Origin of the sequence: Tunturibacter empetritectus, from assembly GCF_040358985.1 — a bacterium.
Taxonomy (GTDB): domain Bacteria; phylum Acidobacteriota; class Terriglobia; order Terriglobales; family Acidobacteriaceae; genus Edaphobacter; species Edaphobacter empetritectus.
On sequence record NZ_CP132932.1, the window covers coordinates 2,849,208 to 2,874,320 of the forward strand.

Sequence of the window (25,113 nt, forward strand, 5' to 3'; positions counted from 1 at the left end):
CGCGATCAGATGCGCCATCCGGGGATGACAACAACCGAATGACCGCAAAATGACGGCCGAGTGACAATCACAGAGCGGCTATTCAGCAAGATGAGATGTGACCGCACTGCCGCACAATCGTATTCTGCACTGGCTAGAGGGTGGCCTCCTCCTCATCTTGTTGCTCTATCTGGGAGCACACACCCTGCCACGTGCATGGGGCAAACTGAATACCGATTTCCCAAACTATTACATGTCTGCGAGACTGGCGCGCGAGGGGTACGATACCAGCCGGATATATGAATGGGTCTGGCTACAGCGGGAGAAGGACCATCGTGCTTTAGATATTCGTGTGATTGGAATGTTGCCCATCACGCCGATATCTACCTTGCCTATGTGGCCACTGACGCAGTTCTCACCGCTTACCGCAAAACGTTTGTGGCTGTTGCTGAATCTTGGATTATTAGTCCCGCTTTGCTGGCTGTTGCGCTCTCTAACCGGCTTGTCCTATCAGCGGATCGCACTTATCTTCGCGCTAAGCTTTCCTTTGCATCGAAATTTGCTATATGGCCAGTTCTATTTAGTGTTGTTGTTGCTGATTGTGGCTGCCTGCTGGGCATATCTACACAAGAAAGATACGCTTGCCGGTGCCCTGATCGCTGTCGCGGCAGCCTGCAAAGTATTTCCGATATTTTTCTTTGTCTTTTTCGTGCAGCGCAAGGCATGGCGCACCCTCACTGCGGGTGTGCTTACCGGGGTAGCGACTCTCGCGGCATCTGTCTCGATCTTCGGCTGGAACGTACATCGCACCTATCTCCAGGAAATTCTTCCATGGACTCTGCATGGGGAAGGTCTGCCACCGTATGTAACAGCCAGTGGCTCTATCTCGAGCGTTCTGCATTACCTCTTACTCGATGAACCACAGTGGAATCCGCATCCTTGGCACTACTCTCCATTTTGGTATGCCATTCTGCAACCAACTCTGCAAATGGTATTGTTGGCGCCAGCGATTCTGCTCATGCGGGGGAAGGGTCGAGACCCTCACCGGACACAGCTGGAGTGGTCGGCGCTGCTGTTGGCTTCCCTAGCCATCTCCACCATACCGGCTTCATATAATTTCGTTCTCCTCGCCTTTCCCGTATGCGTGTTGACAGCGATGCTGCTGAAACGCAAGAGGTATGGATGGCTTCTGGCTTTAGCCATCGTCTACTTGGGTATCGGGCTGCCCCTGCCGGCCCCAGGCAGCGTGATGGGCCCAGCAGTTCTGCTGTATATCCCGCGTTTGCCATTGATGCTTGCGCTGCTACTGGGAACTTATATGTTGTTGCGTTCTGAACGGTGGGCCCCGAGCTCGTCGTGGAGCTGGACGCAATACTCGTGGGTCGCGGCAATGACCGCCGCAGTTATGTTCAGCGTGCATTACACCCTCGAACGGGAGCGGGCCGTCCGTCAAGAGTACGCTTACCGGCTACCGCTCCAGACTCAAGCTCTGCTTTCTGCCAGCCCAGAATCCACCAGAAACAAAGTCAGATATCTGGCATTCACGGCGACGGGATATCACCTGGAGGGCACGACTGACGCGATAAGGAACGGCATTACTTTAGGAGATGACCTATCGTTTACCGCCGGTGCGAAAGGTCTGTGGATCGAGGAGGCTCTGAACCCGGAGTCACGAATCTTCGAAGGAGGAGGTTCTTCACACGTGATAGTGGAGAACGCACGTGAGCCGATGCTTTCCGCCGATCAAGCGAGCTTGGCTTTTGTTCGCGACTACCATGGTCACGGCAGTTTACTCGTCCGAAGAAACTTCCAGTCCCAGATGGCATCAGATGTGGTACTTACGCCTCCATCGCTCAACTTATATGAGGCATCTTTCCTCTCTGAGCACGTGTATGCTTTTTCTGCGGTAGAGGGAAATCACCCATCTGGGATTTACTTAAGCGACGCGTTACACAACAACACACCGCTGAGTCTGGGGCAGTCGCGGTATCCAGCGCTCTCTCCCGACGGACGCTGGATGGCATACAGCCATTTCGATCGCGGCGCTTGGAACCTATGGATCCGAAATCAACAAACCGGCGAAACGAGACGCATTGCGGATGTTCCTTGTAATCAAATTGAGCCAAGTTGGGAGGTGGACTCGAAAACTCTGCTTTACGGCACCGACTGCGGTCGCAGCTTATGGTTTACCGCAATAGCACGCAGGCGAGTCGTTCCATGAAGACGTCCACTCGTGGATCAGCACCTTCAATAGCAAAGGAGATCCGGTTGTCACTGATAGAGCTAAAACAGATCGCCCAAGTGAAGTTCCCAACCCGGTGGACCGACTTCCATCTGCTAGCTTTCGAGGGAACGTACACGAGTCCAGACAACAAGGAGAAGTGTGTACAGACAGCGCTCGCCCTCATCGCGGGTAACCTCTACCGCGATGCTCCTGTTGTCCGTATTCATTCTCAATGCGCCACAGGGGATGTCTTCCATTCTCTCCGGTGTGACTGCCACGACCAGCTTCATCTTGCGTTGCGCACAATTGCGGAGCTAGGTACAGGGATACTACTGTACGAGCACCAGGAAGGGCGGGGAATAGGCCTCATGGAGAAGCTGAAAGCTTATGAGCTACATGATCAGGGTCTCGACACAATTGAAGCAAATCTCCGTCTAGGACACGCAATCGATCACCGTGACTATCAGCTACCGGTAGACATTCTCTGTTCGCTGAACATTCGGAGAGTCCGTCTGATGACCAACAACCCAGAAAAGATCCGGGCGCTTACATCATCAGGAATCCATATTGTCGAACGTTTGAATGCTGAAGTTCCGATAGATCCTCATTGTGAGGACTACGTTACCATCAAACGAGAAAAACTCGGCCATCTCTCGACCCAGCCTCCTGCGAGCGTAATAAACTGATCCTCTGCATAACTCCAGGTCGGCGAGAATATTCGTGGCCATGGAGGACCATCATTCCTTTTCTTGCGTAAACATGCCCGAAGCATGTAGCCAAGCTTCGCGTCTTCGTCATTTGTGATTGCTTCGTTACTTTGCGGGATGACGTTCTCGCTTGTGAAATTTGTCCGCTGCAAGAGAACGCCCCAGCTCTCTATCGCGTTGTTCAAATTTCTTGAGTCTCCAGGATTGGTAAAAACCGTGGATTGAGCAAAAAGCCAATTCATTGGAGTATGTTTCTTCTTCAAGGATCCGCCCGATGAAGAAGCGGTGGCTGCCAACCGCGATGGAGTTCCAAATCTCAAGCTCCTTCACTCTCTGCGCGAACTCTGGAATGGGAATGCCGAGTACCTTTGAGATCTTGGTTGCGAAGGGAAGCTCACTCCAATCAACGGATTCTTTTTTGTGCTGATTTGCCAAACGATAAGCCAAATAGCCTTGCTGCTCGGGCAGGCTGCTGAGAGCCACATAGCCAGCTCGCTGGACAACTGTACCGGCAACTCGTTCCGTTCTCAACGCAAAGCCGAAGTTTCCGTTACCGAGATATCCGCAGAGATTCATGGGGAAGAGGTTGCCTTCTTCGTGATTGCCAACACTAACCAACATGATAGGGTGAGGCCGGATGAACGTGACCATAGATGCACGTCTCTCGAGGAATGACATCGTAATGCCTTGCGTGTTGTCTCTCCTCCATTGCCGGTATGCGTGAAGAATGTAATGGAGTCCGAGCTGCCCATTCGGCAAACAGAAATTCTTTGAACTCCTCGGTTCGAAGAACACGAACTCCGTGCGTACCCCAGTCAAAGTTTGCCTGTAGTCAAGACCGATTTCACCCAGGACGCACTCTTGGCCGTTTCGTTCCGAAAACACCAAGGTCAGATCAGAGAGCTCTCTGCGGCTTGGGCAGGTACCTTCATCGAAGCCGATGCAGATCGTCAACGGCTCGGCACATGCCGTCGAAAGGTGTTCCGTTACGTCACGATTCACACCTGCACCGCGCAGAAAGACACTGATCTCGGTCTGCGGCTCCGGCAGCCCGAGGGTGAATTCCTGGGGGAGTAAGGTTCTTCCTAAGGCAGCTCTCTTGATCCGTGCGCGGACTCCAGTATCGATCGACATACAGAAGATTCTCCTTGAATGGTTCTTTGGAATGGAGGGGACGTCGAACCTGAAACGAGCAAATCTCTTGTTGAACTCCGGACGACGACCATTTATCTCAGCATCCGGCAGATGCTCTCTCGTTCTACGCTTTTAGTACAACGGCTCTAGGACGGTGTGTTGTCAGCTGCCGCCAATGGAAAGCAATATCTGGAATCAGGATGGCTAAAAATGTGATTATGATGATCTCGATAGCGAAACCGGCCTCACTATGCCGGTTCCACGCCGGAATGGGTTGAAGCACACGAGTGCCCACAAATGTAAGTGTCACAGCATAGGAACGAACCATCCATTCGCGATGTTGCTTAAAGTGGCCATTACGAGCCGTGAAAAACGCTGCAAGAGTAGTAAGTATCCATGCGCAGGCTTGAACAGAAGTGGCCACAACAAAATGGATAGCGCGGGGGTCGTGCCGGTGGTTTGACAACGTTATCGCGAGCGGAGCGGCGACAAATACGGCAGTCACATAAATCCTTCCAAGTCCCCGGTGAAATCTTGGATAACGTCTGCGCACTCGGCTCGAAAACTGAATTGGCCCGATAAGAAGTGCGAGGACGCCGCCTGTTATGTGCGGGACTATGAGAAAAAGAATGGTGCCCAGATACGCCCGTTCCGCTGCTTGACGGAGAAGCGGTACTTCGCTGTAGAGCGTAACCCAGAGTGTCATCGCGCCGATTAGCATCCAAAGCGCAACCTTCATAAAACGCTGCTGAGAAGGAAGGGGAACCTGTTTTTCTGTCGCTACTTTACCAAATTGCGCGATCCCTCTGGATGGGTCTTGGGGAGCACCCACGGGCGACGACCCTATGCCCTCGTGTGGTCCTCTCAGCATCGCGTGATTGTCTCGATCACCGTTGAGCACCATGCGCTCCTTCTCTTGCAGCAAGCACCGGCACATCGACGGCGGAATGGCCAACCGCGGGCTTGCGACTGAAAGTCTGCTCGATCAATGTAGAGTTGGATAGGGCCGCTGCACCTCCCACACCCGCGCCGGAAACCTTATGACTGTGCCATCCCGACGTACGTCTATCCGTCAGCGTGAAAGCATCTGCTCCTTCGCCAAGCTGCCTTCCGATCAGTTCGCTGGACGCCTGATTGCCGATGTACAGCACCGACTGCCTGGTGATGACCGCAATCCTTTGCAGGCACTCAGTCGTCGCGCCCGCCGATAGAGACGAAACTCCATTGGAGCTAAAAGTGATGTCGACTGAGGCGTTCTGAATGGCTGCCAGCGCAGATATAGGCAACAGTGCGACGTCAACCTCTGAGAGACTGTCTTGCGTCAGCGGCTTCTCGCCATATAGTAAAAAAGTTAATTTGGGAAATGCCCTCATCAAATGGTAAGAGTTCAGAGCAATTCGCTCGGGAATGTCAAAATTAAAATAGGTTAGAGGTCGATGATTACGGAGAAGATAGTAGGCGATAGCGCCGAAGCCGCCACCGATTTCCGCAATGGTCGAATGGGGTATGGAGAAGCGATCGACTAAACCCGCGACCCGGTTCGCGCAATAGTGTGAGTACTCCGCCCCGACGGCGATATGCGTCCCGTCGATCACGACGCCAAACGGATTTCCGATTCCCGATCCGGCTAGGTCCTTCAGAGAGAAGCGGTCGCCCGTAAGATATTTCCAATAGTCGAGGCGATATAAAACGTGGCTTAGATAAAAATGACGGTAAATGTTTCTGATTTGCGGTCCAAAGTACGCATCCGACATCCCTTGAGGAGCTGCCAGCAAGCCGGCGGAGCAAGGATCGCGGTAGAAGTTTCGGTACATCTCTCCTAAAGCAACAGTGTCATGCTCAATGAGCATCCGGATCGATGGGCTCAAACTTCCTTGTCGCAGCCTTCGCACTGACTCCGACGCCAAATATGCGCCAAGCATGGAATGCGGCTCGCTTTCGGCTTTATTGTAGGCTGCACAGATCCGTTCAAGAAGAGGTGTATCGTCAGACGCTTTATCGGTACGATTGGCGAAGCCAGCTGTAACCTGTTGCAGGTCATAGCGGGGATCTTTCTTAAAACGTCTTCGGCCATGGTTGCCAAACCTCCACATGTGAACATGAGCGGCAAACCACGACTTCGCTTTCCTGGCGCTGCTAAGTGGATGACTTATATAAGTCAAACTCACGGGATCATATCCTCTGAATTCCTGGACAAACTTTGGGCACATTCAACACCCGGCACAATGACTCGCCATCTTGCTATAGCTACTTGGACTCGTGGTGCAACATACACCTCAAACCGTCAAACTGGAGTTGGGCATAGTTCTCCTTCGCCTGTTGCCAGAAACAGGTTGCTTTCAAGTCCGTATTGTTTCGTGTAGAAGTCATAGTAATGCTGCTGGAGGGTATACAGAGATTCGTGCGTTCCGCGTTCGACGATCTTCCCGTGATCAAGCACAAGAATCTGGTCTGCGCGCCGGATTGTGGAAAGCCGATGAGCGATAACAAAAGTTGTTCTGCCACTCATTAAAGAACTCAGACCTGCTTGGATCATCGCTTCGGATTCTGAGTCAAGCGAACTTGTGGCCTCGTCGAGGATGAGAATGCGCGGGTTCGCTAGAATGGCGCGTGCGATGGAGATTCGCTGACGCTGTCCCCCCGAAAGCCGGATTCCCCTTTCGCCCACGACTGTCTCATACTGATCCGGAAGTCGCTCGACGAATTCATCCACCCGGGCGATACGGCAAGCCTCCAGCCACTGTTCTCTATGTGCGTCAGGACGGCTGAATAGAACGTTTTCACGGATGCTTCCATCGAACAAAAATGTATCCTGCAGCACTACGCCCAATTGTTGGCGATAGCTGTCGAGCTGCACGGTTGACAAGTCGACATCATCGATAAAGATCTTGCCGTTAACTGGAATATAAAATCCGCAAATTAGCGAGATGATTGTAGATTTACCAGCACCGGAAGCGCCGACCAGCGCGGTCACTGTACCTGGATCGGCCTCGAACTGAACTCCATGCAATACAGCCTTCCCGGTTGTGTAAGTGAATGAGACATCCCTGAAGACGACGCTACCTTGGATTGGACCAATCATTTGGGTACGGCATATCTCACTGTCCTCCTTAGGTTCTCTAAGGAGGACCGCGGTACGGTGAAGCTTGGTGATGGACTCTGTAAGTTGACTTCCGACACTAACGAGGAGGGCAATGGGAGCCACCATAAAAGCCAGCAGCACGATGAACTCCACATAACTGCCGATGTCTAAACGGTGTCCCTTCACCTCTAGTGCCCCGAGATACATGATCAGGCCGCCAACTATGCCGAACAGGATAGTAGACGCCAGTGACATACATGATTGTGCACTGATGGAGCTCACATGGTTCTTAAGTATGCGCTCAGCGCCATTGGCGAACACATTAGCCTCGCTAGCTTCGGCACGGTAGCCCTTTACTACACGCACAGCTGCAAGCGATTCGGTTAAGCGCCCAGCTACCTCAGCAGTCAGCTTGGAGCGTTCATGAAAAATCGGACGCGTAATGCCAAGTGCAGTCTTAAGAAAGAATCCAAAACCGAACAGAACGCAGAAAGTCAACATTGTCATCAAGGTGCTGATGCGTAAAAGAAGGACTAGAGCGATGATCGCTGTCAGAATACCTCCTGCCAAATCCACGAGGCCGGCGCCTACCAGGTCACGTACACCCTCCGCATCGTTCATAATGCGGGCGGTGAGATCTCCCGCGCGACTGCCATCGTAAAACGAGATGGGGAGGCGACCAATATGTTTCTGAACTTGTTTCCGAAGGTCCGCGATCAAACGTTGACCAGTAATGGAAAGCTTTTGAGAAAGAAAAAAAGTAGTAACACCCTGAATGCATGTCGCCCCAGCGACGGCACCCACGATAAGCGCTAATTTATCGAAACGATGTCCGTACATTACATCGTTGACTAAGTAACGGAAAGCGACGGGAACTGCAAGGCTACATATGCGGTTAACGATCATCAACGTAAAACAACCAAAGATGAGCCAGCGAAATGGCTTGACGAGCATCCAGACCTCGGGGATTGCCGTGACAAGCTTTGGCTTCCATCCGCAGCCCGATGCATATACATTGCCTCTGTCGCTGGATCTTCCGGAAGAGGAATTCATAAGCCCTCGTGTACCGGATTCTGCGGCAGCGGAAGCTGGCTCGATAGAGAGCCCTGATCAACTTCTGACATGGTATCGAGTGGCATCTGAAGCTTGATCTGGCTCAGGATTCTGCCGTAACGCACTCGCATCCGCTCAGAATCGACGGTATTGACAAGCGTCGTCAGTTCGTCAATTGATGGCTTGAATCTCAGGGGCAAGTGCTTCCAGAAATACTTAAGATCCTTCGACACCCAATAGGCATAGGTGCTTTCCCATGAGCGATCGTTCGAGCCGGGGAATACGAAGTTCGCAGGATTTAAAATGTGCGAGTAATCCTGAAACCTGCAATCCATAGAAATTCGGAGTTGACTGGATGTGTTTGGAGAGGCGGAGTGAACAGTTAAGCTATGGAAGATCAGCGCATCTCCCGCATTAATCGCCCCGCTCACCCATTCTCTGCCTCGCACATTACCTTTTGAGATTACTCCGGTGTCAGGATCGGCGTCCTGCAGGCCGAAACGATGGGAACCTTCCAGAACCTGCAGCGGACCGAGTTCAGCTGGACAGTCGTGAAGTGGCAACCACGCTGTAAAGCAGTTCGTATCACCTCCAACGGCTAAGTGATCCTGATGTGCATGAATCACTGATCGATCGCAATTAGGAAAGATCAATCGAACGATCGGTTTCGGGTGAACAAGCAGCTTTGGGCCAACCAGCAAACGCATTACCTCAAAAACTTTTGGGTGATGAGCAAAAGAGTGCAAGGCTTCAAGGTTGAAAACTTTTTCGTAGAGTCGCTTGAATGCAGGATCAGATTCACTACAGGCTGCCCTTAGGTTGGCTGCTCGCGCTATGGGTTGCTGATTTGGCAGCAGCCAGCCTTCGTCAGAGAGAATCTGCGCGATCTTGCGCAGCAAATTCTCAATGTCTTCAAATGGCAGGAGCCGCCTGATGAGCGCGTAACCACGCGAATCCAACTCGTTCTTTAGGTGAGCTGAATCCACGTGACTAGCATCGATTTCGCGAAATGACTGCATCTAATGACCTCTAGTTCGTTGTCCTCTGGATCACGACAAACATACTGGCACGCGTAGTTCATCGGCGTACTAACAGACCTCCAGAGCATATGGTCGGTGCTGCTATCGTTTGTCATCGAGTTGTCACTTCATTGTCTTTTGAATCTCTAGACCTCGCGAGATATGCCAGCCTGCCGATCGAATCGGATTCCAATTTGCTCGTGCAAGGGACCTCGACAATGCAATGAATACATTTAGACAATCTAGCGACAAGTAGAAACAGCCAGGCACATACCTTGGGAAAGACGCTGCGAATTAAGAAGCCCATCAGCGGTAAAGGAAGCTGTATGCGCCTGCCCATCATCTCGAACCTCCCGACTAATCCACTACATGAACGGCGATATGAAATTAGCTTCTAAGTATCTACGTGATCCGGTTCAAACGCTGAAATCCGCCGGACTCAGATGTCGGACGGCGTGGACAAATCGGGAGCTTTTGTATCGAGGCGGCCATCACTTCAAAGGTGATCCCCGATACGATCTTGATGGCGTCACTCGCGGCTTTAGTGATCGCATCGGTGACAACGGCTCCGATCGGCCATTACTACAAAGGATTTGCAGGGCCTACTCCCTGGCAATGAGCCAAGAACAGGTTACCCCGAGGAAATACGATCCAACCCCTTGGTGGCAGCAACACCGCTATCACACACTTGAGTCTGTCATGCGGGCTTTGGCTTCGCACGACCTAGATACATTGCAGAAGATGTACGAGAACTTCTTCCGCGATGATTGTTCAACGGGACTGCTCCCCGTACAACGGGTAAAAAACAATTATTTCGGTCATATCATTGCCGATTTCTATCGCCGTCTGTATTTAGTCGATGCTCTCTATCGCCTGGACTACTGGAAGGCGGAGACAAGCGGCTCTTATACGGTTGGCGATCTGGCAGGTCCGGCGACCGGAAACCCTTTCGGCGTTGCTCTGGAAGATACTCTCGTCAGAGTAGGCTCTGAGTACCAGCACTACTGCGCGCAGAGAATTGCCCGGCTTCTGCATGGTCACGCCACGATCGCTGAGATCGGCGGGGGGTTCGGTGGAATGGCATATTATCTTCTTCGCGATCGCCCAGGAACAACTTACATTGATTTCGATGTGCCAGAAAGCATATCTCTCACGTCGTATTACCTGCTGAAAAACTTCCCGCACCTCAAGACTGTTTTGTATGGTGAGGCAGAGTTGACTTTCGATACGATCCGGCAGGCCGACGTCATCCTAATGCCATTATTCGAGCTTGCGCATCTCCCGAACAACATAGTCGACCTTAGCTTTAGCTCACATGCCATGTCAGATCTCGCACCGGAAGTCATGCCGGAATACTTATGCGACATCGCCCGGACCACACGAAATCATTTTCTTTATGTAGGAACCGAAATCTCTGCGGCGAGAATTGCGGACTTCTCCGAAGCTATGCCTAGCCAATTCATATTGTTGCAGTCGCGTCAGTCCGGCTGGAATCGTCATATCGCGCCCAAAGCTGGTCATGTGGAATGTATTTACCAAATTAGCCGTTCACCTACATCCATACCGACGTCTGAACAAGCCAGTCCGAGAACGAACGCCCATGTTGGGACAAAAGAGTGACAAATCGGTAACAGCACACAAAGAGACTCTGTTCATAATCAGCTTTAAGGCAGACGAGTATATGACAAAGCAACTTCACAAATTCGACATCAGCATCTCCTGTGCGCAACTCTTCGGAGCGTCGGATATTTCTCGGCCTCGCAAAGATAAAGGAACCCAAATATGACGATCCAGGAGATCGAACGGGCGTGTGACAACTCACAACTACCGGACTTTTCCAGACCCGAGCTTCCGAAACCCGAACTCACACTGACCAGAAGGTTCTACCCATATGGATTTCCCGTCGAAGTCAGAACAAACTCAGCCGACGTGTTAGAGGTGCTGGAGGGTATTTGGGGCAAATTCGAGCAGCGGTACAACACAACTCCCATCTCTTCCGAAGTGCATTTGGTAACGAGCGATTCTCTCGACTGTCCGCCCCTGCCGGTGTACCGTCTTATGTCGCCATTGTTTATAAGTATCGCGGACAAAGATAACTACAGCATCGTCGATATGGAGCGGAATACCACGCAGATATGTCTATCGGATGCGGCCCTCCATCACAAACTATACGCAGGGTATTACTTCCTCGGAACCCCGGTCTCCTGCATTGCGTCTTGTCACACAACACCGGTACATGCAGGATGCGTGGCACTGAAGGGGCGCGGTGTGCTGCTTTGTGGAGACTCAGGAGCAGGCAAATCTACATTGTCCTACGCATGCGCGCGAAAGGGATGGACGTACGTCTCTGACGACGGAAGTTATCTGTTGAGCGGTGGCAAGGATCGCGTGGTTACAGGCAACTGCCATCAGGTAAGGTTCCGGCCGACCGCGGCAGAGCTGTTTCCGGAGATCGGAGAGCTCAAGATGATGCCACGAGCGGCCGGTAAACCATCCGTAGAGATGCAGACATCAATGATCCCGGGATTGACCTGTGCTCAGGCAACGAAGGTCGACTTCATCGTGTTCTTGAATCGTCGTTCGGAAGGTAGGCAGGGCCTTGTACCCTATCGCAAGGACGTGACGCGCAACTTTATGCGCCAGATGCTATTCGGACCACCAGATACACGCGATCGGCAACATGCGGCTATTGAACAATTGTTGACCGCCGAAGTCTTCGAACTGCGGTACAAGGATCTAAACTGGGCAGTTCATCGGCTGGAGAAGCTGGTTCACGACAGACAGTAGTGGATTTTGCTTTACATCTGAAATGTTAGCCGGGCAAAAAGGAGAGACGCCATCTCTGACCCCCTAGCGATCCCACCAAGCATAAACAACCGGGCAATCCACCTTCGGCGAAGACTTGAAGAACGCAAATCCAGCGCGGGAGGAAGATCATGTTGCAAACCAATCCGGGATTTCAATCGACGCGAAGAACGCACATTTTTCGAAGTCAGGAACGGATCGACTGTCACTGAGATATGTCAGCTATTTAGGGATTTAGAAAGCGAAGGAGCTCTTGTTCATCGTGCTGGCTGAGCGATGCTCGCACCCGCATGTGGCGCACTACCGTGCCCGATATATTGGGCGAGAACCCATCAGGTGCCGTATGGCATCGCGAGCAGTTTTGTGCGAAGATGCGATCGCCCTCATTATGGAGCACCGGCGAGTTTTGTTTCGCGGATGCTTTCTGATCAACGTGTGCGGAGGTCCGCTGATTAGCTTGAGGCTGAGTTTGCGCGGCCATAAACGGCGTAAGAAGCGCAACTAAACCAAAAGCATAGGTGAAGGGATACGGCTGGTTCATTTTTGCTTTCCTTTCCAGGCCGGGAAGAGGAATCGATATACGATTCCAGTCTCCCAGATGTTGACGTTTCCGCTGGAAGAGAACTGCCGCGAATAGCTTGTGAGAATTCTCGTATTGTGCGGTAGGTTATAGTCCAGGCCGAAGTCTGCACGCTGTGAGTTGACTATTGGCAAACTATCGCTCGCTATGCTGTCGATTCGAAACGTCTGCTGAATACGGAAGATAGGCTCCACTCGGCCGATCCAGCTATTAAGTCCCCCGAAGTATGTGGGCCGATAATCAGCTTCCACCCAATAGCCCTGTGCGTGCTGTCCCCGAGCCCACTCTGAACGCAAACGAAAAGCACTATCCTTGGGCTCCCACCAGACATGCGTTCCGTAGAAGTTCTCTTGAGTGCCTTGCAAAAGCCGGCCGTAAGAAAAACCTACCTCCAGACGTTTCGCCGGCAGATACAGGCTCACGCGCCCACCGGAGGAGCGCTTTGAATTGAACTGTTCGTTCCCACTGCGCGCAGAGAAGTATGCAGCATAGTCAATGGAGAAGTTACGCCGTGAGATTGCGGATCCTCGCACCTGACCGCCGAGACCAACTCCTGTGGTCATAACTCCTAGTGTCTGGATCAATGGTCCATCCTGAAGATTATTAATCCAGATTGGAGATAGCCGTTCGTTGTAGGTTCCGAATGGGGTCAAGAAACTCCCGCCCACTACGGTCACATGCGAAGAAGCAATGTAATCGCCCTGAAGGTAGGTCAACCCAATGAAATGACTATGGTCGTAGCCGGACTGACCGTCAGCCTTGGGTGTAAAGTCCTCGAGCAGTGCCGCTCGAGACTCGATGAAAAAGTGATCTCCGATTGGTGCGGCTAACAAGGGCGAAACGATCGGCAAATAGGTGGTACTGCCCGCAGTGGTGTTTGTGAAGAACCCAACACCGCCGGAGATTAGCGGTGTGTCCTGGGCTTTGCCGTACTGTGTAGCGAAGAGTACGGCCACGCCGAATAGGAGCAGTCTCGCAGACCATCGTGATTTGAAAAAGCGGAAATCTCGTCTGGGGCACGGCATAAATGCAACTGTAGTTACGTCTCCAGCCGGATGTGTCTCAGGCTCGTATGTCCTTTGTCAAAGGTTTGTCATTCACCATCAAGCGAAATCTTCTGGTGTACCACCCCGGGATAGTGGCCCAACGGCTCAACCTTCTACGTGTGCGCATTCACTGATCTGTATGCTCGGCAATCGTCGATTGGCGCGAGGGGAAAATGACAATTGGTTTACAGCCCTATGACAAACGTCCCTAGAATCTTTCCTACAGTTGAAGTCACCAATGCAGGTTGGCGAGCAGCTCACGGCGTCGCGGAACGGCTTGGTATTTGTCTTGGTTCCGAGTCCGCATGAAATTTGAAGCGATAAAAGATTCTCTGAGCGCCGAACAACAAATCAGGCATGCGGTGCTGTTGACCTTCTGCGACCCGCCTCCTTCCCAGTGTTCGCTACTGCGGCATATCTCCTATAAGGATTGGAAGAAGCTGCTGCATTGGCTGGATACCAGTGGTCTTGCACTGTATTTTCTCGACCGGATGCTGGCGTTGCAACGATCCGAAATGCTACCGCCATTGGTACTGGAACGTCTGCAGCAGAATCTCCATGACAACATTGCCCGCACTCAGAGCATGGCGGCCGAATCAAATACGATTCACAGTGAGTTTCAGCACGCACACCTCTCGTATGCATCCCTTAAAGGATTTTCGCTCTGGCCACTTTCGGCGCCAAAGCCGTGGCTGCGATCGCAACTAGACTTGGATTTCTTAGTAGCGGAGGATCATATACCAGAGGCGCGCCGGATCTTGGAACAACGAGGCTATTACCTCCACGCGGTCAGCGGCAAGAGCTGGGAATTCAAGACGCCCCATGCTCCGGGCAGGTCCGTGAAGGATTTATACAAACCTCTTCCGTTGAGTTGCATAGAGCTACACGCTGAAACAAGCGATCAGAGCTACCCCTCAGTGCTCGCGCGAAAACATGAACTCGACTTCAATGATGTCTCCATTCCGGTGCTTTCTCGCAGCGATCTTTTCGTAGGGCAGGGGTTGCACCTGTTCAAGCATGTAGCCAGCGAGTTTTCACGGACTGCACACCTCGTCGAATTCTACCGGCATGTGCTCGCTCGTCATCACGATGACCTCTTCTGGGAAGAAGTCCAGGCTGCAGCTGAGGAGAATCCAAAAGCGGCTTTGGCACTCGGGGTCATTACTATGTTGACTACTCAGGTTATGGGTAATTTCGCTCCTGAGACACTGACAAACTGGACGGTTACTCACGTTCCGGCTCGCGTACGGTCCTGGGTAAGACTGTATGGATGCAAGTCTGTTCTTGCTAGCTTTCCGGGCAGCAAACTTTACCTGTTGCTCCAGAGAGAGCTTGAACGCGAAGGTATGCCCTCGAAGCGGTCGCTCCGAAAATCACTGCTACCGCGGAGTTTGCCGCCCGCGATTGCCCATACGCCTCCGAACGAGACAGTTCCGGAGCGGATCAGACGATACTTTATGCAAGTTAGTTTTGTATGTTTCCGCCTGCGCTTTCACGTATTTGAAGGTCTCCGCTATCTCTGCGAGTCGGTCAAATGGCGTCAGGGAACCCGTCGACTTGCACTTTGAATTGAGGTTCCACCTCGCTTCATGTTGGCAGCGGCTCATTTGTATTCAAACAAGCTCGACAGGGCGGAATAGGCAATCTATGCCAAGTCCTATTTGCCTGAAGCCCCGTTTTGCTGTTGGTGTAAAGACTCAAGGCGCGTGCTCAACTTTCTTGAGTTCAATCGCGCGCGCATGACATCGCAGTTGTGCTACTTCGCTAGGGTCTATGGTGCACACCGGGATTAATTCAGTGAGCCGGTATTTCACTGGTCTAAGCCACATCTCTGAGGCAACGCACGTATGTGACCGTCATTATCCATCTCTCCGTCTGTTTTTCTGTCGCAAGCCCCCGCATCCTGAACAGCAAGTCTGATCGGCCATCGAGCCATAAGCTGTGAAGATTGTCAATCGGCGCAAGGATAGACGCTGCAAGCCCCATCTCGCGCAGACAAGAGATTGACATTTGCCTTACGAAGGCATGACACCGCAGCGGTTCGAGTTCTTTACGTTGAGAGACGAAGAGAAACCTATGCTGATATCTTCCAGGCCATTCCGCATTCTCAAGCCAATTCGAATCATACCCTCGCTTGAGACTGCCTCCCGCTGTCGTATGTCGCGTTCGCACGCGGTTGCGGCAAGCGGCTTGTTGGCAATTACGGCGATGCTGGGTCAGTCTTCACGAGCGCAAGGAGTGTTCTCACCTCCTCAGACTACGACCCAATCTCCCTCAACTCCAGGCCCAGGTCTAGGAGCTACGGAGCAATCCCAAAGTGACGGATCGCAGGACGATAAAAGCAGCTCCTCAAGCACCCTCGCCGTTCCGGCTACCCTTTCCTCGAATCAAATCATCCATATCCTGCAGCAGAATCCCGATCTGGTCGTGGAGTTGAAGTCCCAGGTAGCCGATCACCTCCAACAGCAGGGGACGCCTATCGACGCCAACGATATCTCCGACCAGATGCTCTACAGCCAGATCGCAACAAACGGCGATCTGCGCGCGAACATCACGATGTTTCTTCGCGCAAGAGGGTACGTTTCGCAGGACGATCTCCAAAGTTTGGGCTCCAATTCAAATATCGGAACCGCGGAAGGCAGTGACCTGACCGGCCAAGAAAGCACTGGACTATCAGGTCAGTCTCCTGCGTTGGCTGGAAGTGATACTGCCAGACTTGCCGCAGCTGATCTCTCTTCGCCCGATCAAATCGAGGCTTCTGGTCGCGCAGCTCAGTTGGTAGGCTCGGCCGCCAATCAATCTTCCAACGAACCGATGCGTGGCCGTGAACCGGTGAATGGCTCCACTGACCCACCAAAGGTTCTGCGGCAGCCTGCTCCTTATAATCTGCAATCGATGCGTGATTTATATACGCAGATCCCCGAACAGACTCTCCCGCTCAAGCGCTTCGGTTCAGATGTATTTGTCAACCGCAACGTCTCCGCAATGGCTCGTGGCGGGGCTGGTCGGGACACCCCTCTGGACGTGCCACTGGGTCCCGACTACGTGATCGGCGCAGGTGACACACTCACGATCAACATGTGGGGTGGCATGACACAGAGTGTGAATCGAGTTATCGACCGCGACGGACGCATTTTGTTGCCTGAGGCGGGTTCGCTGGACTTGGCCGGGCTTTCGCTCGATCGCGCGGAGAGCCTGATTGACAGCGCACTTAAGAAACAATATCGAGATGTTAAGGTGACCGTGACCGTGTCGCGTCTTCGCTCCGTGCGAGTGTACGTTGTTGGCGATGTCCAGCGGCCCGGCGGGTATGACATCAGTTCTCTGGCAACTCCGTTAAGTGCACTCTATCTCGCGGGTGGCCCTACCGCGGCCGGGTCCCTTCGGATGGTGCGCCATCTCCGTGGAGAGCAGCTTGTTGAGAATATAGATCTTTACGACTTTCTGCTGCATGGAGTCCGCGCAAAGGGCGCCCGCTTCGAGAGCGGTGACACCTTGCTGATATCACCTATAGGACCACAGGTTGCCGTCGCAGGCGCGGTCAAGCGGCCCGCGATCTATGAATTGAAGCCCGGCGAATCGACGTTGGACCTCGCAATCAGCGATGCCGGAGGTCTTACTGCGGCAGCGTCTCTTGGAAACATCACGATCGAAAGAATCGATATCAATCGACAACGCGAGACAGTCACACTTAAGACCTCTGCGACCGGAGCTGCTGACGCCGACCGTGCCACCATTGCGGCGTTCCAGATCCGGGATGGTGATCGCATTCGGATTGCACCCATTCTGCCCTATAGTCAACGAGCGATTTATCTTGAGGGGCACGTCGTTCGCCCAGGCAGGCGTTCGTACAGTGACGGCATGCGTCTCAGTGACGTTCTGCACAGTTACCAAGACTTGCTGCCGGAGCCGTCGCCTGTAGGGGAGATTATCCGCCTCGTCCCACCGGATCTCCACGCAGAGACCATCAACTTCAATGTGCCGAATGTGCTCATCGGGAACAGCAATCTCGACCTTCAGACATTCGATACGATTCGCATTCTGGGTCGATACCAAGCGGATGCCCCAAAGGTGACGATCCAGGGCGAGGTACTGCGACCATCTACTTACCCATTGTCCGATGGCATGACGGCTGCACAACTCGTCCGTATGGCCGGTGGATTCAAACGCGACGCCATGCTCGATGAGGCAGATCTGACAAGCTACGGCGTGGCAAACGGAACTCGAGTCACGGGAAACTTGGTTACTGTTCACATCGGTACGGCCGTTGCGGGGACGGAGCCGAAAGCAGACGTTCTGCTCAAACCGGGAGACATCCTAACCATCCACCAGATCACCGGATGGAATGAAATCGGTCAGTCGGTACAGATCGAAGGACAGGTCGCTTATCCCGGCACGTATGGATTTCGAGAAGGAGAGCGCCTCAGCTCTGTGCTGCGACGCGCTGGTGGATTCCGCGAAACGGCATATCCAGCAGGTGCAGTACTTGTTCGTGATCAGGTGCGCGAACTCGAACAGAAGAGCCGCGAAGAACTTATTCGACAAATTGAGACGAGCTCGGCTTCGGCACGTCTTTCACCGAATCTGGGTGCAGGCGACTCCGGGGCAACGCTGAAATTGATCCAGGCGCAACAGGATCAGGTATTAGCCCGCTTGAAGAGTGAGCCACCAACAGGCCGCCTTGTCGTCCACATCTCGTCGGACATCGATATTTGGGCGAACACCTCTATCGACATCGAAATGCGTCGCGGCGACGTCTTGACGATTCCTAAACGTCCCGGGTTTGTTCTGATTACCGGTCAGGTATACAACGCCACGGCACTGACCTTTGCACCTGGCAAAACTGCGAGCTGGTATCTGCAGCATGCGGGCGGTACGAGTGATACGGCGAACCGAAGGGAGATCTTCGTGATCCGCGCCAATGGCTCGGTCATTGGTCGACATTCGGGCGGCCTGTTCGATCCTTCTGTCCTCTCCACAAAGCTTGGCCCCGGCGACGTTGTGGTTGTACCGCAGAAAGTGATTGGGGCCTCCCTCTTCTGGAAAAATCTCCTCACTGCTGCACAACTCGCGTCGTCGATTGCCATAACCGCAGCCGTAGCGAATATCTAAGGTCGCTGTGGTTGCACCACTCCGCGTACTGGACCCTGACACTCCTATGCCGAACGGGACGCTTCAATGCAAGACCAATCCGGGCAGTAAGCAACAACACCGCTCCCTGCCGAGGTCCAGGATATGAGCGAAAGTGTTATGACCCCGTACGTCGAATCCGCTGCGAAGTTAGCAGCTTCAGCGCCTACGGATTGGCCTAGTCGCGCAAGACTCCTTTGGCAAAGCCGCCGGACGCTTGCGCGTGTCACGGCCGTTGCGCTCGTAGCAAGCCTCACCATCGCATTCCTGATTCCCAAGCGTTACAAGTCCATTGCGAGCATAATGCCTCCCGACCAACAGGGCTCAGGTGCGATGCTGCTGGCTGCGTTGGCTGGACACTCTGGTAGTTTGGGCAGCCTCGGTAGTCTGGGAAGCATTGCCGGCGGCTTGCTCGGTGGGCACACCAGCACTGCACTCTACGAGAGCCTGCTGGAAAGTGGGACTGTCCGGGGAGGTCTCATCGATCGCTTCGATCTGCAAAAAGTCTACCGGTCGCGTTACCGCTTTACCGCTGCGAAACACCTGGCGAATATGACGAAGATCACGGACGACAAGAAGAGTGGCGTGATCACCATTGCGGTGCAAGACAGCGACCCGGTGCGGGCGCGTGATATGGCCCAGGCCTATCTGGATGAATTGAATAATTTACTGACGCGAACGAGCTCGTCCTCCGCCCGGCAGGAACGCATCTTCATCGAGAGCCGCCTTCACTCGGTAGGGGCGGATCTCGAACAGGCCCAGCTTGAGTTGAGCGAATTCTCTAGCAGGAACAGCACGATCGACATCAAAGAGCAGACACGTGGACTGGTCGAAGCAGGAGCAAGAGTGCAAGGTGAGTTGCTGGTTGAGCAATCTGGCCTTCAATCACTGCGTCAGATCTACGGTGATGGAAATGTGCGGGTTCGTGAGACCGAAGCGCGAATCGCGTCGCTGCAGCGAGATCTGCAGAAGATGACTGGGACTTCTGCCCCGCTGACTATAGGCGACGCTACCGGCAGCCACGCCTCGACGAACCCCAGCGATCAGGGGGAACTGTATCCGCCGCTGAGACAGCTTCCCCGTCTCGCCGTTCCGTATGCCAACCTGTACCGCCGCGTACGAGTGCAGGAGGCAGTATTCGAGCTGCTCACACAGCAATACGAGCTGGCTCGCATCGAAGAGGCGAAAATCATTCCAGTTGTGTCAGTCATTGATCCTCCGGGAATACCAGAGAAGAAGTATTTTCCGCCTCGTCTCTTGCTGACCCTATTGGGTACCTTCCTCGCGTTTGCGGCCACTTCAGCAATGATCGTGGTTCGTGAACACTGGCGTGCAGCCGACAGCCGCGACCCGCGTAAAGAACTGGCGATTGAGGTTTTATCGTGGATACGCAAACGCCTTTTCCGGGTATCCCGACAGGGGCATGTTGCCGAATGAAAAAACATCTCGTCAACGCAGTCTATGGAGTTCTCGACTACGGCTCATATCCGTTCGGGATGTTGCTGGTTGCGCCCATTGTGCTGCACAAACTCGGTGCGGCAGAGTATGGGATTTGGATGATCTCAACGGCGGTCGTCAGCGCTGGAGGCATCATCGCCTCGGGATTCTGTGACGCCAACATTCAGCGGGTTGCCATACTTCGAGGAATAGGCGCAACTGATTCGATGGTGAACTCTGTACGCAGCATGCTGGGCATCAATCTGGTGCTTGGCATTACGTTAACGGTTGCCTCCTGGATTGCCGCGTCGTATGCTGCGCGTCATATCACGGTCGCATCTTTCACTCCGGTTCAGGAGTGCCTGATTTGCCTCCGCATAGCAAGCCTGCTGATCCTGGTCCGCGCTATCGAAAGTGTAAGTGTAAGCACGCAGCGCGCATTTGAACAATATCGCGATGCAGTGCAGGTAAGCGTCGCGGTTAGACTCTTGACGCTCACTGCGGCAGCTCTACTCGTCCAATCTGGCCACAGTGTCATCTCCATTCTGACAGGCACCGCTGCCTTCCTTATCTCGGGGACGTACCTTCAGTTTCGTCAACTCTGGCGGCTTCTCGGCAGGCCCTCCTTGTTGCCTGCCTTTCATCCTGGTGAGACGCGATCGCTGCTGCGTCTCGGCATCTTCGCTTGGGTGCAGGCTCTGTGTGGCATTATCTTTGGACAGCTAGACCGACTGTTGCTTGGTGTCTATTTGGGTGCGGTGGCCCTCGCCCCTTACGCGCTGTGCATACAGTTTGCGCAGCCCGTCTTTGGGCTAGCTGCATCAGGACTCCACTTTTTGTTCCCCTATATCTCTGGACGCGCGGCTACAGTCTCCCGCGAAGTGTTGAAGCGCACAGTGTTGAAGGCATTCGCATGCAATTTGCTGCTTGTTTCTGGTAGTGCGGCCATGCTACTTAGCTTCGGACCAAGGTTGATCAGGATCTGGGCAGGAGGGGCAGTGGCACAAAGCGCCGCCGCTATCCTTCCTCCGATTGTGATCGGTTCGGCCCTTATGGGTCTGGGGGTGACTGGCATCTATGCCATGCAGGCTCTGGGGCTATTTCGCATGGCGGCCTGCATCAGCCTTGGAGGCAGGGCAGTCATGTTGGTTGTGATGATCTACCTGCTGCGCCATATGGGGATTGAAGGATTGGCAATTTCGCGAGTCGGATATGGCTCAATTGCACTATTGGTGTATCTGCCTCTCGGCTATCAGCTAGGGATAGTACGCAAGAAGACGGTAAGGGCTTCATCTCTCGCAACAGCCTGCGAACTTCATGAAGGGCCTCGTCTATGAAAATTCTCGTCGTCGCCGCCTCCTACTCGGCTAACATCTCTGGCCTTCAACGCCATGCCTTCAATATGGTGCGCTGTCTACTGCTTAATCCAGATATCACGGCGGTACACCTGGTCCTGGCCCCATGGCAGCGAAAGATGGCCGCGTCGGCCGGACTGGGTTCGGACCCGCGCCTTGCAATCCATTTTGAAGAGATGGACCGAGGAACCCTCGCGCGAAACCTGTGGTACTACAGGAAGCTTCCACAGCTCGTCTCCCGATTGAAACCCGATCTGGTTCATCTCACTTATCCGATGCCGGTCGATGCAGAGGCGATCCGATGTCCGACGGTGCTGACCTTGCACGATCTTTATCCGTACGAGATACCGAGAAACTTCGGGCTGCATAAAGTCCTTTTCAATCGAGTGATCTTGCAGCACTGCCTCAACTCCGTTGATGCGATTGCCTGTGTCTCCGAGACGACGATGAATCGGCTGAAGCAGTATGCCTCGACCAAGACTTATCAAAAAGCGACCCGCCTCTATAACTGCGTTGAGCCCGAACCCTTTTGTGCAACGCGATCTCCGCTTCCAGGGTGGCAGGGTGAGCCTTTTCTGCTTAGCGTTGCTCAGCATAGGCGGAACAAGAACATCCCTCTGCTCATTCGTGCATTCGATCGCTTGTTGCAGCAAGAGCAGATACACCCGGCGACGAAGCTGGTCGTGATCGGAATCAAAGGACCGGAAACTCATCTCATCGAAACACTGGTGTCTCGGCGTGGTCTGCACAAAAGTGTGATCTTCCTGGAAGGACTGGAAGAGATGGAATTGCAATGGTGCTACTCGTGTTCTGAGGCCGTCGTGCTGCCGTCAGTGACAGAAGGTTTCGGCCTGCCTGTCGTGGAGGCGCTTCTCGCCGGCTGCCGCGTGGTCTGTTCAGACATCCCTGCGTTCCGCGAGGTCGGCGACCGCCATTGCCGGTTCATCGAGCTGCGAGAAGATGCCGAGGAGGCTCTCGCGACGGGGATCAGAGCAACATTGGATAATCCAGCCAAAGAGCCCATGTCGCTTCCGCACCTCTCGGCAGAAGTTCTTGCGAACGAGTACGCGAGACTTTATCGCGACTTGATACCCGCCGCCTCGATAGCAAAAAGTATGACCCGCAACTCTTCAATCCAACTGGTGGCCCCAGAAAGACAGTCCCTATGAGAGAAGAAGACACGCCCCGGCCTTGGTTAACGTGGGCTGACGACGCGCGATTGGGTCTAATGAGACTAGACAGAATTTTGACAATTGACTAACTGACACATGACAACTTGAGGCGATTAATTCTCTACGGTATGAAGAGCGCTGAGATATTTCGCACAAGCAAGCAGGCATGTTACGCGATTGACAATTGCGCCCGGCTTCCACCCAAACGAATGTAGCTAGAGGAGAGTATATGAAGAGAAATGAAACGTTGATGGGCGCCTTGGCCGCAGGTTTAATAACAATCGGCTTCCCGGGCCACGTGGTCAAGGCGCAGGGAGCACCGCGTCAAGTGGAAGTTACCGCCAAGCGTTTTGCGTATGCTCCGGGTGAGATCACTCTAAAAAAGGGACAGCCCGTTGTACTAATCATCAAGAGCGAAGATGTAGCTCATGGCCTCCGCTTTCGTGAACTTAACCTGAATGCTAAGGTCGACAAAGGTGGATCGGCCCAGTTGAGTTTCATCCCGGATAAAACCGGCGACTTCGTAGGGCATTGCTCTGTGTTTTGCGGATCTGGTCATGGTGCGATGAGCTTGACATTGCATGTGGTGGAGTAGTCATGCGGCTGCCTGCCGGAGTAATTCTCGCAGCGTTCGCGGCAGCGTTGACTGGATGTAAGGTGAGCCCTCCAGGCAAGATCGAGAGGGCGACTGTCACCTTCGTCAAGCATCACATCTTCATCGGCAACAAGAGTCAAAAAAATCCACTGGAGCCTAACGCTGCAACCTGGGCGGATGGCAAAGAGGCGTTCTCGCATTATTGCGTCGCTTGCCACGGCATGGATGGACAGAACACTGGAGTTCCATTTGCGGATCACATCTCACCACCCATCCCCTCCTTGACTTCAGATGAGGTCCAGCGATACTCGGATGGCCAGCTCAAAGAGATTCTCGACAATGGAATCTGGCCGTCAGGTATGCCTGGTTCTAAGGGAACACTTAGCGATGATGAGCTTTGGGCGATCGTAGTGTTCATTCGGCATCTACCGCCAGCCGGGAGCCAAGGCATTCCAGAGATGTACAACCACTAAGTCTTCAACGAGACAAGTGAACAATGGCAACCATCAGTAACTCGACCATCGCGCTACAACCACAAGTGTCGAAGTACTCAGCTTCGGCATTTTGCGTCGGGTTCTATTTTGCAATCCGCGTTGTTACGACTGTCTTCCTTGTCCGTATCCTGGGTACGGATCCGCAAGTGGGTGCAGCAACAGACCTGACTCTTAATTTCCTGCTGTTGGGCTTCATCTGGCTATCGACACTGGGAACAAGGAGTCACGATTCCGCCTCCGTACTGACGCTTGCGCAGATTCGATGGGTTCTCATCTTTCTCGGATTTTCAGGGTGCAGTCTGCTGTGGAGTGAAACAGCGTCGCCATTGGCGTCGGCTGCATACTGGTGCGGCACCGTATCTGATGTCGTAATGATTATCTTACTGCTGCGCAATCGATCTGGAGTTGAGGCAGCGGAAGGGCTGATGACGGGTTTTGTATGGGGCTGCTGCTGCATCGCCTTAGTCGCCTGGGTGATGCCGGCTCAATTTGATATGCGTCTTGGAGATGAAGACTATCTCAATGGCAACACAATCGGAAATCTCTGTGCTTTTGCCATCTTTTTTTCTCAATATCTCTCGAGGTCTAGAAAAGCCCGTTGGGGACTCGCGATCTTCTTCCTTGCGATTACACTTGTCCGCAGTCTCAGCAAGACAGCCATTGTCGCGTTTCTGATCAGCGAAGGTTATCTCATCATCCAGGACCGGGCCATGAATCGTCGGACAAAGATATACCTGACGGTCGGGGTAGTGGTAGTCGTCCTCGCCTTCTGGGGCCTGTTTGAGGCGTATTACGACTTCTACACATCCTATGGTAATCAGTCAGAGACTCTGACGGGGCGCACCGCGATCTGGGCCTATGTGACCAATGCGGCACTTGAAAAACCTTGGATCGGCCATGGCTTCGATTCCATGTGGAAAGTAGTTCCTGCCTTCGGAACCTTCGAGGCGCGGCACGCCGAGGACGAAGTGTTAGAGCAACTCTATTCGTACGGAATCGTCGGCTTAGTCATACTCTGTGGCGTATATGGAGATTTATATCGGAAGGTTCGCAAACTCAACGAAGGTCCGCTCCGGATCATCTTCGTCGGGATGCTGATGTTTGTCCTTGTCCGAGGTTTTGCAGAGGCCGAACCCTTTGATCTCTTGTTTCCTCTATGGGCTATCGTCTTAGTTACTTCGCTCGTTACTCGGGATGCTGTAGCCGGGCATCGTATACAGCCTCGTCTGTTGCCATTAATGCGAGTGTACGACCCCGAATTTGAGTCCATCGCTGACAGCGCAATCTAAAGGAGTAGGGAA

At 53.3% G+C, this 25,113-nt stretch carries 19 protein-coding genes; 12 read left to right on the top strand and 7 right to left on the bottom strand.

The annotated features are described in order from the left end of the window. The first annotated feature begins 97 nt into the window (after window positions 1–97). Both RBB75_RS11775 and ribA read left to right on the top strand, forming a co-directional pair. Window positions 98–2,200, top strand: a complete 2,103-nt coding sequence (locus RBB75_RS11775; RefSeq protein WP_353068199.1) for a glycosyltransferase 87 family protein — start codon at window positions 98–100, stop codon at window positions 2,198–2,200. Next, entirely contained in the window at window positions 2,197–2,889 is a 693-nt protein-coding gene (ribA, locus tag RBB75_RS11780) for a GTP cyclohydrolase II (RefSeq protein ID WP_353068200.1), read from the top strand. The genes RBB75_RS11775 and ribA overlap by 4 nt, the downstream gene beginning before the upstream one ends. A 126-nt stretch (window positions 2,890–3,015) precedes the next feature. On the opposite strand, the gene RBB75_RS11785 is transcribed toward ribA, so the two are convergent. The 5 genes from RBB75_RS11785 to RBB75_RS11805 all read right to left on the bottom strand — a co-directional run bounded on the left by RBB75_RS11785 (window position 3,016) and on the right by RBB75_RS11805 (window position 9,198). Continuing rightward, on the bottom strand, window positions 3,016–4,044 hold the full coding sequence (locus tag RBB75_RS11785; RefSeq protein WP_353068201.1) for a flavin reductase: 1,029 nt from the start codon (window positions 4,042–4,044) through the stop codon (window positions 3,016–3,018). 124 nt (window positions 4,045–4,168) lie between these two features. Further along, on the bottom strand, window positions 4,169–4,948 hold the full coding sequence (locus tag RBB75_RS11790) for a DUF2306 domain-containing protein (RefSeq protein WP_353068202.1): 780 nt from the start codon (window positions 4,946–4,948) through the stop codon (window positions 4,169–4,171). Continuing rightward, window positions 4,932–6,212, bottom strand: coding sequence for a hypothetical protein (locus RBB75_RS11795; RefSeq protein ID WP_353068203.1), 1,281 nt, complete (start codon window positions 6,210–6,212; stop codon window positions 4,932–4,934). Before RBB75_RS11795 ends, RBB75_RS11790 begins: the two co-directional genes overlap by 17 nt. Before the next feature lie 116 nt (window positions 6,213–6,328). Then, the gene (locus RBB75_RS11800; RefSeq protein WP_353068204.1) at window positions 6,329–8,179 is read right to left on the bottom strand and encodes an ABC transporter ATP-binding protein; all 1,851 of its coding nucleotides are present in this window, start codon (window positions 8,177–8,179) and stop codon (window positions 6,329–6,331) included. Further along, entirely contained in the window at window positions 8,176–9,198 is a 1,023-nt protein-coding gene (locus RBB75_RS11805) for a phytanoyl-CoA dioxygenase family protein (RefSeq protein WP_179636800.1), read from the bottom strand. Before RBB75_RS11805 ends, RBB75_RS11800 begins: the two co-directional genes overlap by 4 nt. A gap of 381 nt (window positions 9,199–9,579) precedes the next feature. Between RBB75_RS11805 and RBB75_RS11810 the strand changes: the two genes are divergently transcribed. Continuing rightward, window positions 9,580–10,818, top strand: coding sequence for a putative sugar O-methyltransferase (locus tag RBB75_RS11810; RefSeq protein ID WP_353068205.1), 1,239 nt, complete (start codon window positions 9,580–9,582; stop codon window positions 10,816–10,818). Between the two features lie 162 nt (window positions 10,819–10,980). After that, entirely contained in the window at window positions 10,981–11,985 is a 1,005-nt protein-coding gene (locus tag RBB75_RS11815) for an aldolase (RefSeq protein WP_179636804.1), read from the top strand. Between the two features lie 244 nt (window positions 11,986–12,229). Here the strand turns inward: RBB75_RS11815 and RBB75_RS11820 are convergent, their stop codons facing one another. Beyond that, window positions 12,230–12,544, bottom strand: a complete 315-nt coding sequence (locus tag RBB75_RS11820; RefSeq protein ID WP_353068206.1) for a c-type cytochrome — start codon at window positions 12,542–12,544, stop codon at window positions 12,230–12,232. Next, window positions 12,541–13,539, bottom strand: a complete 999-nt coding sequence (locus RBB75_RS11825; protein ID WP_179636808.1) for a hypothetical protein — start codon at window positions 13,537–13,539, stop codon at window positions 12,541–12,543. Before RBB75_RS11825 ends, RBB75_RS11820 begins: the two co-directional genes overlap by 4 nt. A 395-nt stretch (window positions 13,540–13,934) precedes the next feature. Between RBB75_RS11825 and RBB75_RS11830 the strand changes: the two genes are divergently transcribed. The 8 genes from RBB75_RS11830 to RBB75_RS11865 all read left to right on the top strand — a co-directional run bounded on the left by RBB75_RS11830 (window position 13,935) and on the right by RBB75_RS11865 (window position 25,101). Beyond that, the gene (locus RBB75_RS11830; RefSeq protein ID WP_218884474.1) at window positions 13,935–15,197 is read left to right on the top strand and encodes a nucleotidyltransferase family protein; all 1,263 of its coding nucleotides are present in this window, start codon (window positions 13,935–13,937) and stop codon (window positions 15,195–15,197) included. Window positions 15,198–15,867: 670 nt separating this feature from the next. Further along, a complete protein-coding gene (locus tag RBB75_RS11835; protein ID WP_353068207.1) occupies window positions 15,868–18,741 on the top strand; it encodes an SLBB domain-containing protein in 2,874 nt (957 codons plus the stop codon). A 123-nt stretch (window positions 18,742–18,864) separates the two neighbouring features. Beyond that, window positions 18,865–20,196 carry a Wzz/FepE/Etk N-terminal domain-containing protein gene (locus RBB75_RS11840; RefSeq protein ID WP_257030837.1) on the top strand — a complete coding sequence of 444 codons (1,332 nt, stop codon included), beginning with the start codon at window positions 18,865–18,867 and terminating at the stop codon, window positions 20,194–20,196. Then, window positions 20,193–21,533 carry an oligosaccharide flippase family protein gene (locus RBB75_RS11845; RefSeq protein ID WP_353068208.1) on the top strand — a complete coding sequence of 447 codons (1,341 nt, stop codon included), beginning with the start codon at window positions 20,193–20,195 and terminating at the stop codon, window positions 21,531–21,533. Before RBB75_RS11840 ends, RBB75_RS11845 begins: the two co-directional genes overlap by 4 nt. Beyond that, window positions 21,530–22,720, top strand: a complete 1,191-nt coding sequence (locus RBB75_RS11850) for a glycosyltransferase family 4 protein (RefSeq protein ID WP_179636812.1) — start codon at window positions 21,530–21,532, stop codon at window positions 22,718–22,720. The genes RBB75_RS11845 and RBB75_RS11850 overlap by 4 nt, the downstream gene beginning before the upstream one ends. 232 nt (window positions 22,721–22,952) lie before the next feature. Further along, on the top strand, window positions 22,953–23,318 hold the full coding sequence (locus RBB75_RS11855) for a cupredoxin domain-containing protein (protein WP_179636814.1): 366 nt from the start codon (window positions 22,953–22,955) through the stop codon (window positions 23,316–23,318). 2 nt (window positions 23,319–23,320) lie between these two features. After that, window positions 23,321–23,791, top strand: a complete 471-nt coding sequence (locus RBB75_RS11860) for a c-type cytochrome (protein WP_179636816.1) — start codon at window positions 23,321–23,323, stop codon at window positions 23,789–23,791. 23 nt (window positions 23,792–23,814) lie between these two features. Beyond that, window positions 23,815–25,101 (top strand): O-antigen ligase family protein, encoded by a 1,287-nt coding sequence (locus tag RBB75_RS11865; protein WP_179636818.1) that lies wholly within the window; start codon window positions 23,815–23,817, stop codon window positions 25,099–25,101. The last annotated feature ends 12 nt before the right edge of the window (window positions 25,102–25,113 follow it).

Coding starts and splice junctions, on each gene's coding strand:
- ribA (WP_353068200.1), top strand. CDS start 2,197: ATGAAGACGTCCACTCGTGGATCAGCACCTTCAATAGCAAAGGAGATC.
- RBB75_RS11785 (WP_353068201.1), bottom strand. CDS start 4,044: ATGTCGATCGATACTGGAGTCCGCGCACGGATCAAGAGAGCTGCCTTA.
- RBB75_RS11790 (WP_353068202.1), bottom strand. CDS start 4,948: ATGGTGCTCAACGGTGATCGAGACAATCACGCGATGCTGAGAGGACCA.
- RBB75_RS11800 (WP_353068204.1), bottom strand. CDS start 8,179: ATGAATTCCTCTTCCGGAAGATCCAGCGACAGAGGCAATGTATATGCA.
- RBB75_RS11805 (WP_179636800.1), bottom strand. CDS start 9,198: ATGCAGTCATTTCGCGAAATCGATGCTAGTCACGTGGATTCAGCTCAC.
- RBB75_RS11810 (WP_353068205.1), top strand. CDS start 9,580: ATGAAATTAGCTTCTAAGTATCTACGTGATCCGGTTCAAACGCTGAAA.
- RBB75_RS11815 (WP_179636804.1), top strand. CDS start 10,981: ATGACGATCCAGGAGATCGAACGGGCGTGTGACAACTCACAACTACCG.
- RBB75_RS11820 (WP_353068206.1), bottom strand. CDS start 12,544: ATGAACCAGCCGTATCCCTTCACCTATGCTTTTGGTTTAGTTGCGCTT.
- RBB75_RS11830 (WP_218884474.1), top strand. CDS start 13,935: ATGAAATTTGAAGCGATAAAAGATTCTCTGAGCGCCGAACAACAAATC.
- RBB75_RS11840 (WP_257030837.1), top strand. CDS start 18,865: ATGAGCGAAAGTGTTATGACCCCGTACGTCGAATCCGCTGCGAAGTTA.
- RBB75_RS11845 (WP_353068208.1), top strand. CDS start 20,193: ATGAAAAAACATCTCGTCAACGCAGTCTATGGAGTTCTCGACTACGGC.
- RBB75_RS11850 (WP_179636812.1), top strand. CDS start 21,530: ATGAAAATTCTCGTCGTCGCCGCCTCCTACTCGGCTAACATCTCTGGC.
- RBB75_RS11855 (WP_179636814.1), top strand. CDS start 22,953: ATGAAGAGAAATGAAACGTTGATGGGCGCCTTGGCCGCAGGTTTAATA.
- RBB75_RS11860 (WP_179636816.1), top strand. CDS start 23,321: ATGCGGCTGCCTGCCGGAGTAATTCTCGCAGCGTTCGCGGCAGCGTTG.
- RBB75_RS11865 (WP_179636818.1), top strand. CDS start 23,815: ATGGCAACCATCAGTAACTCGACCATCGCGCTACAACCACAAGTGTCG.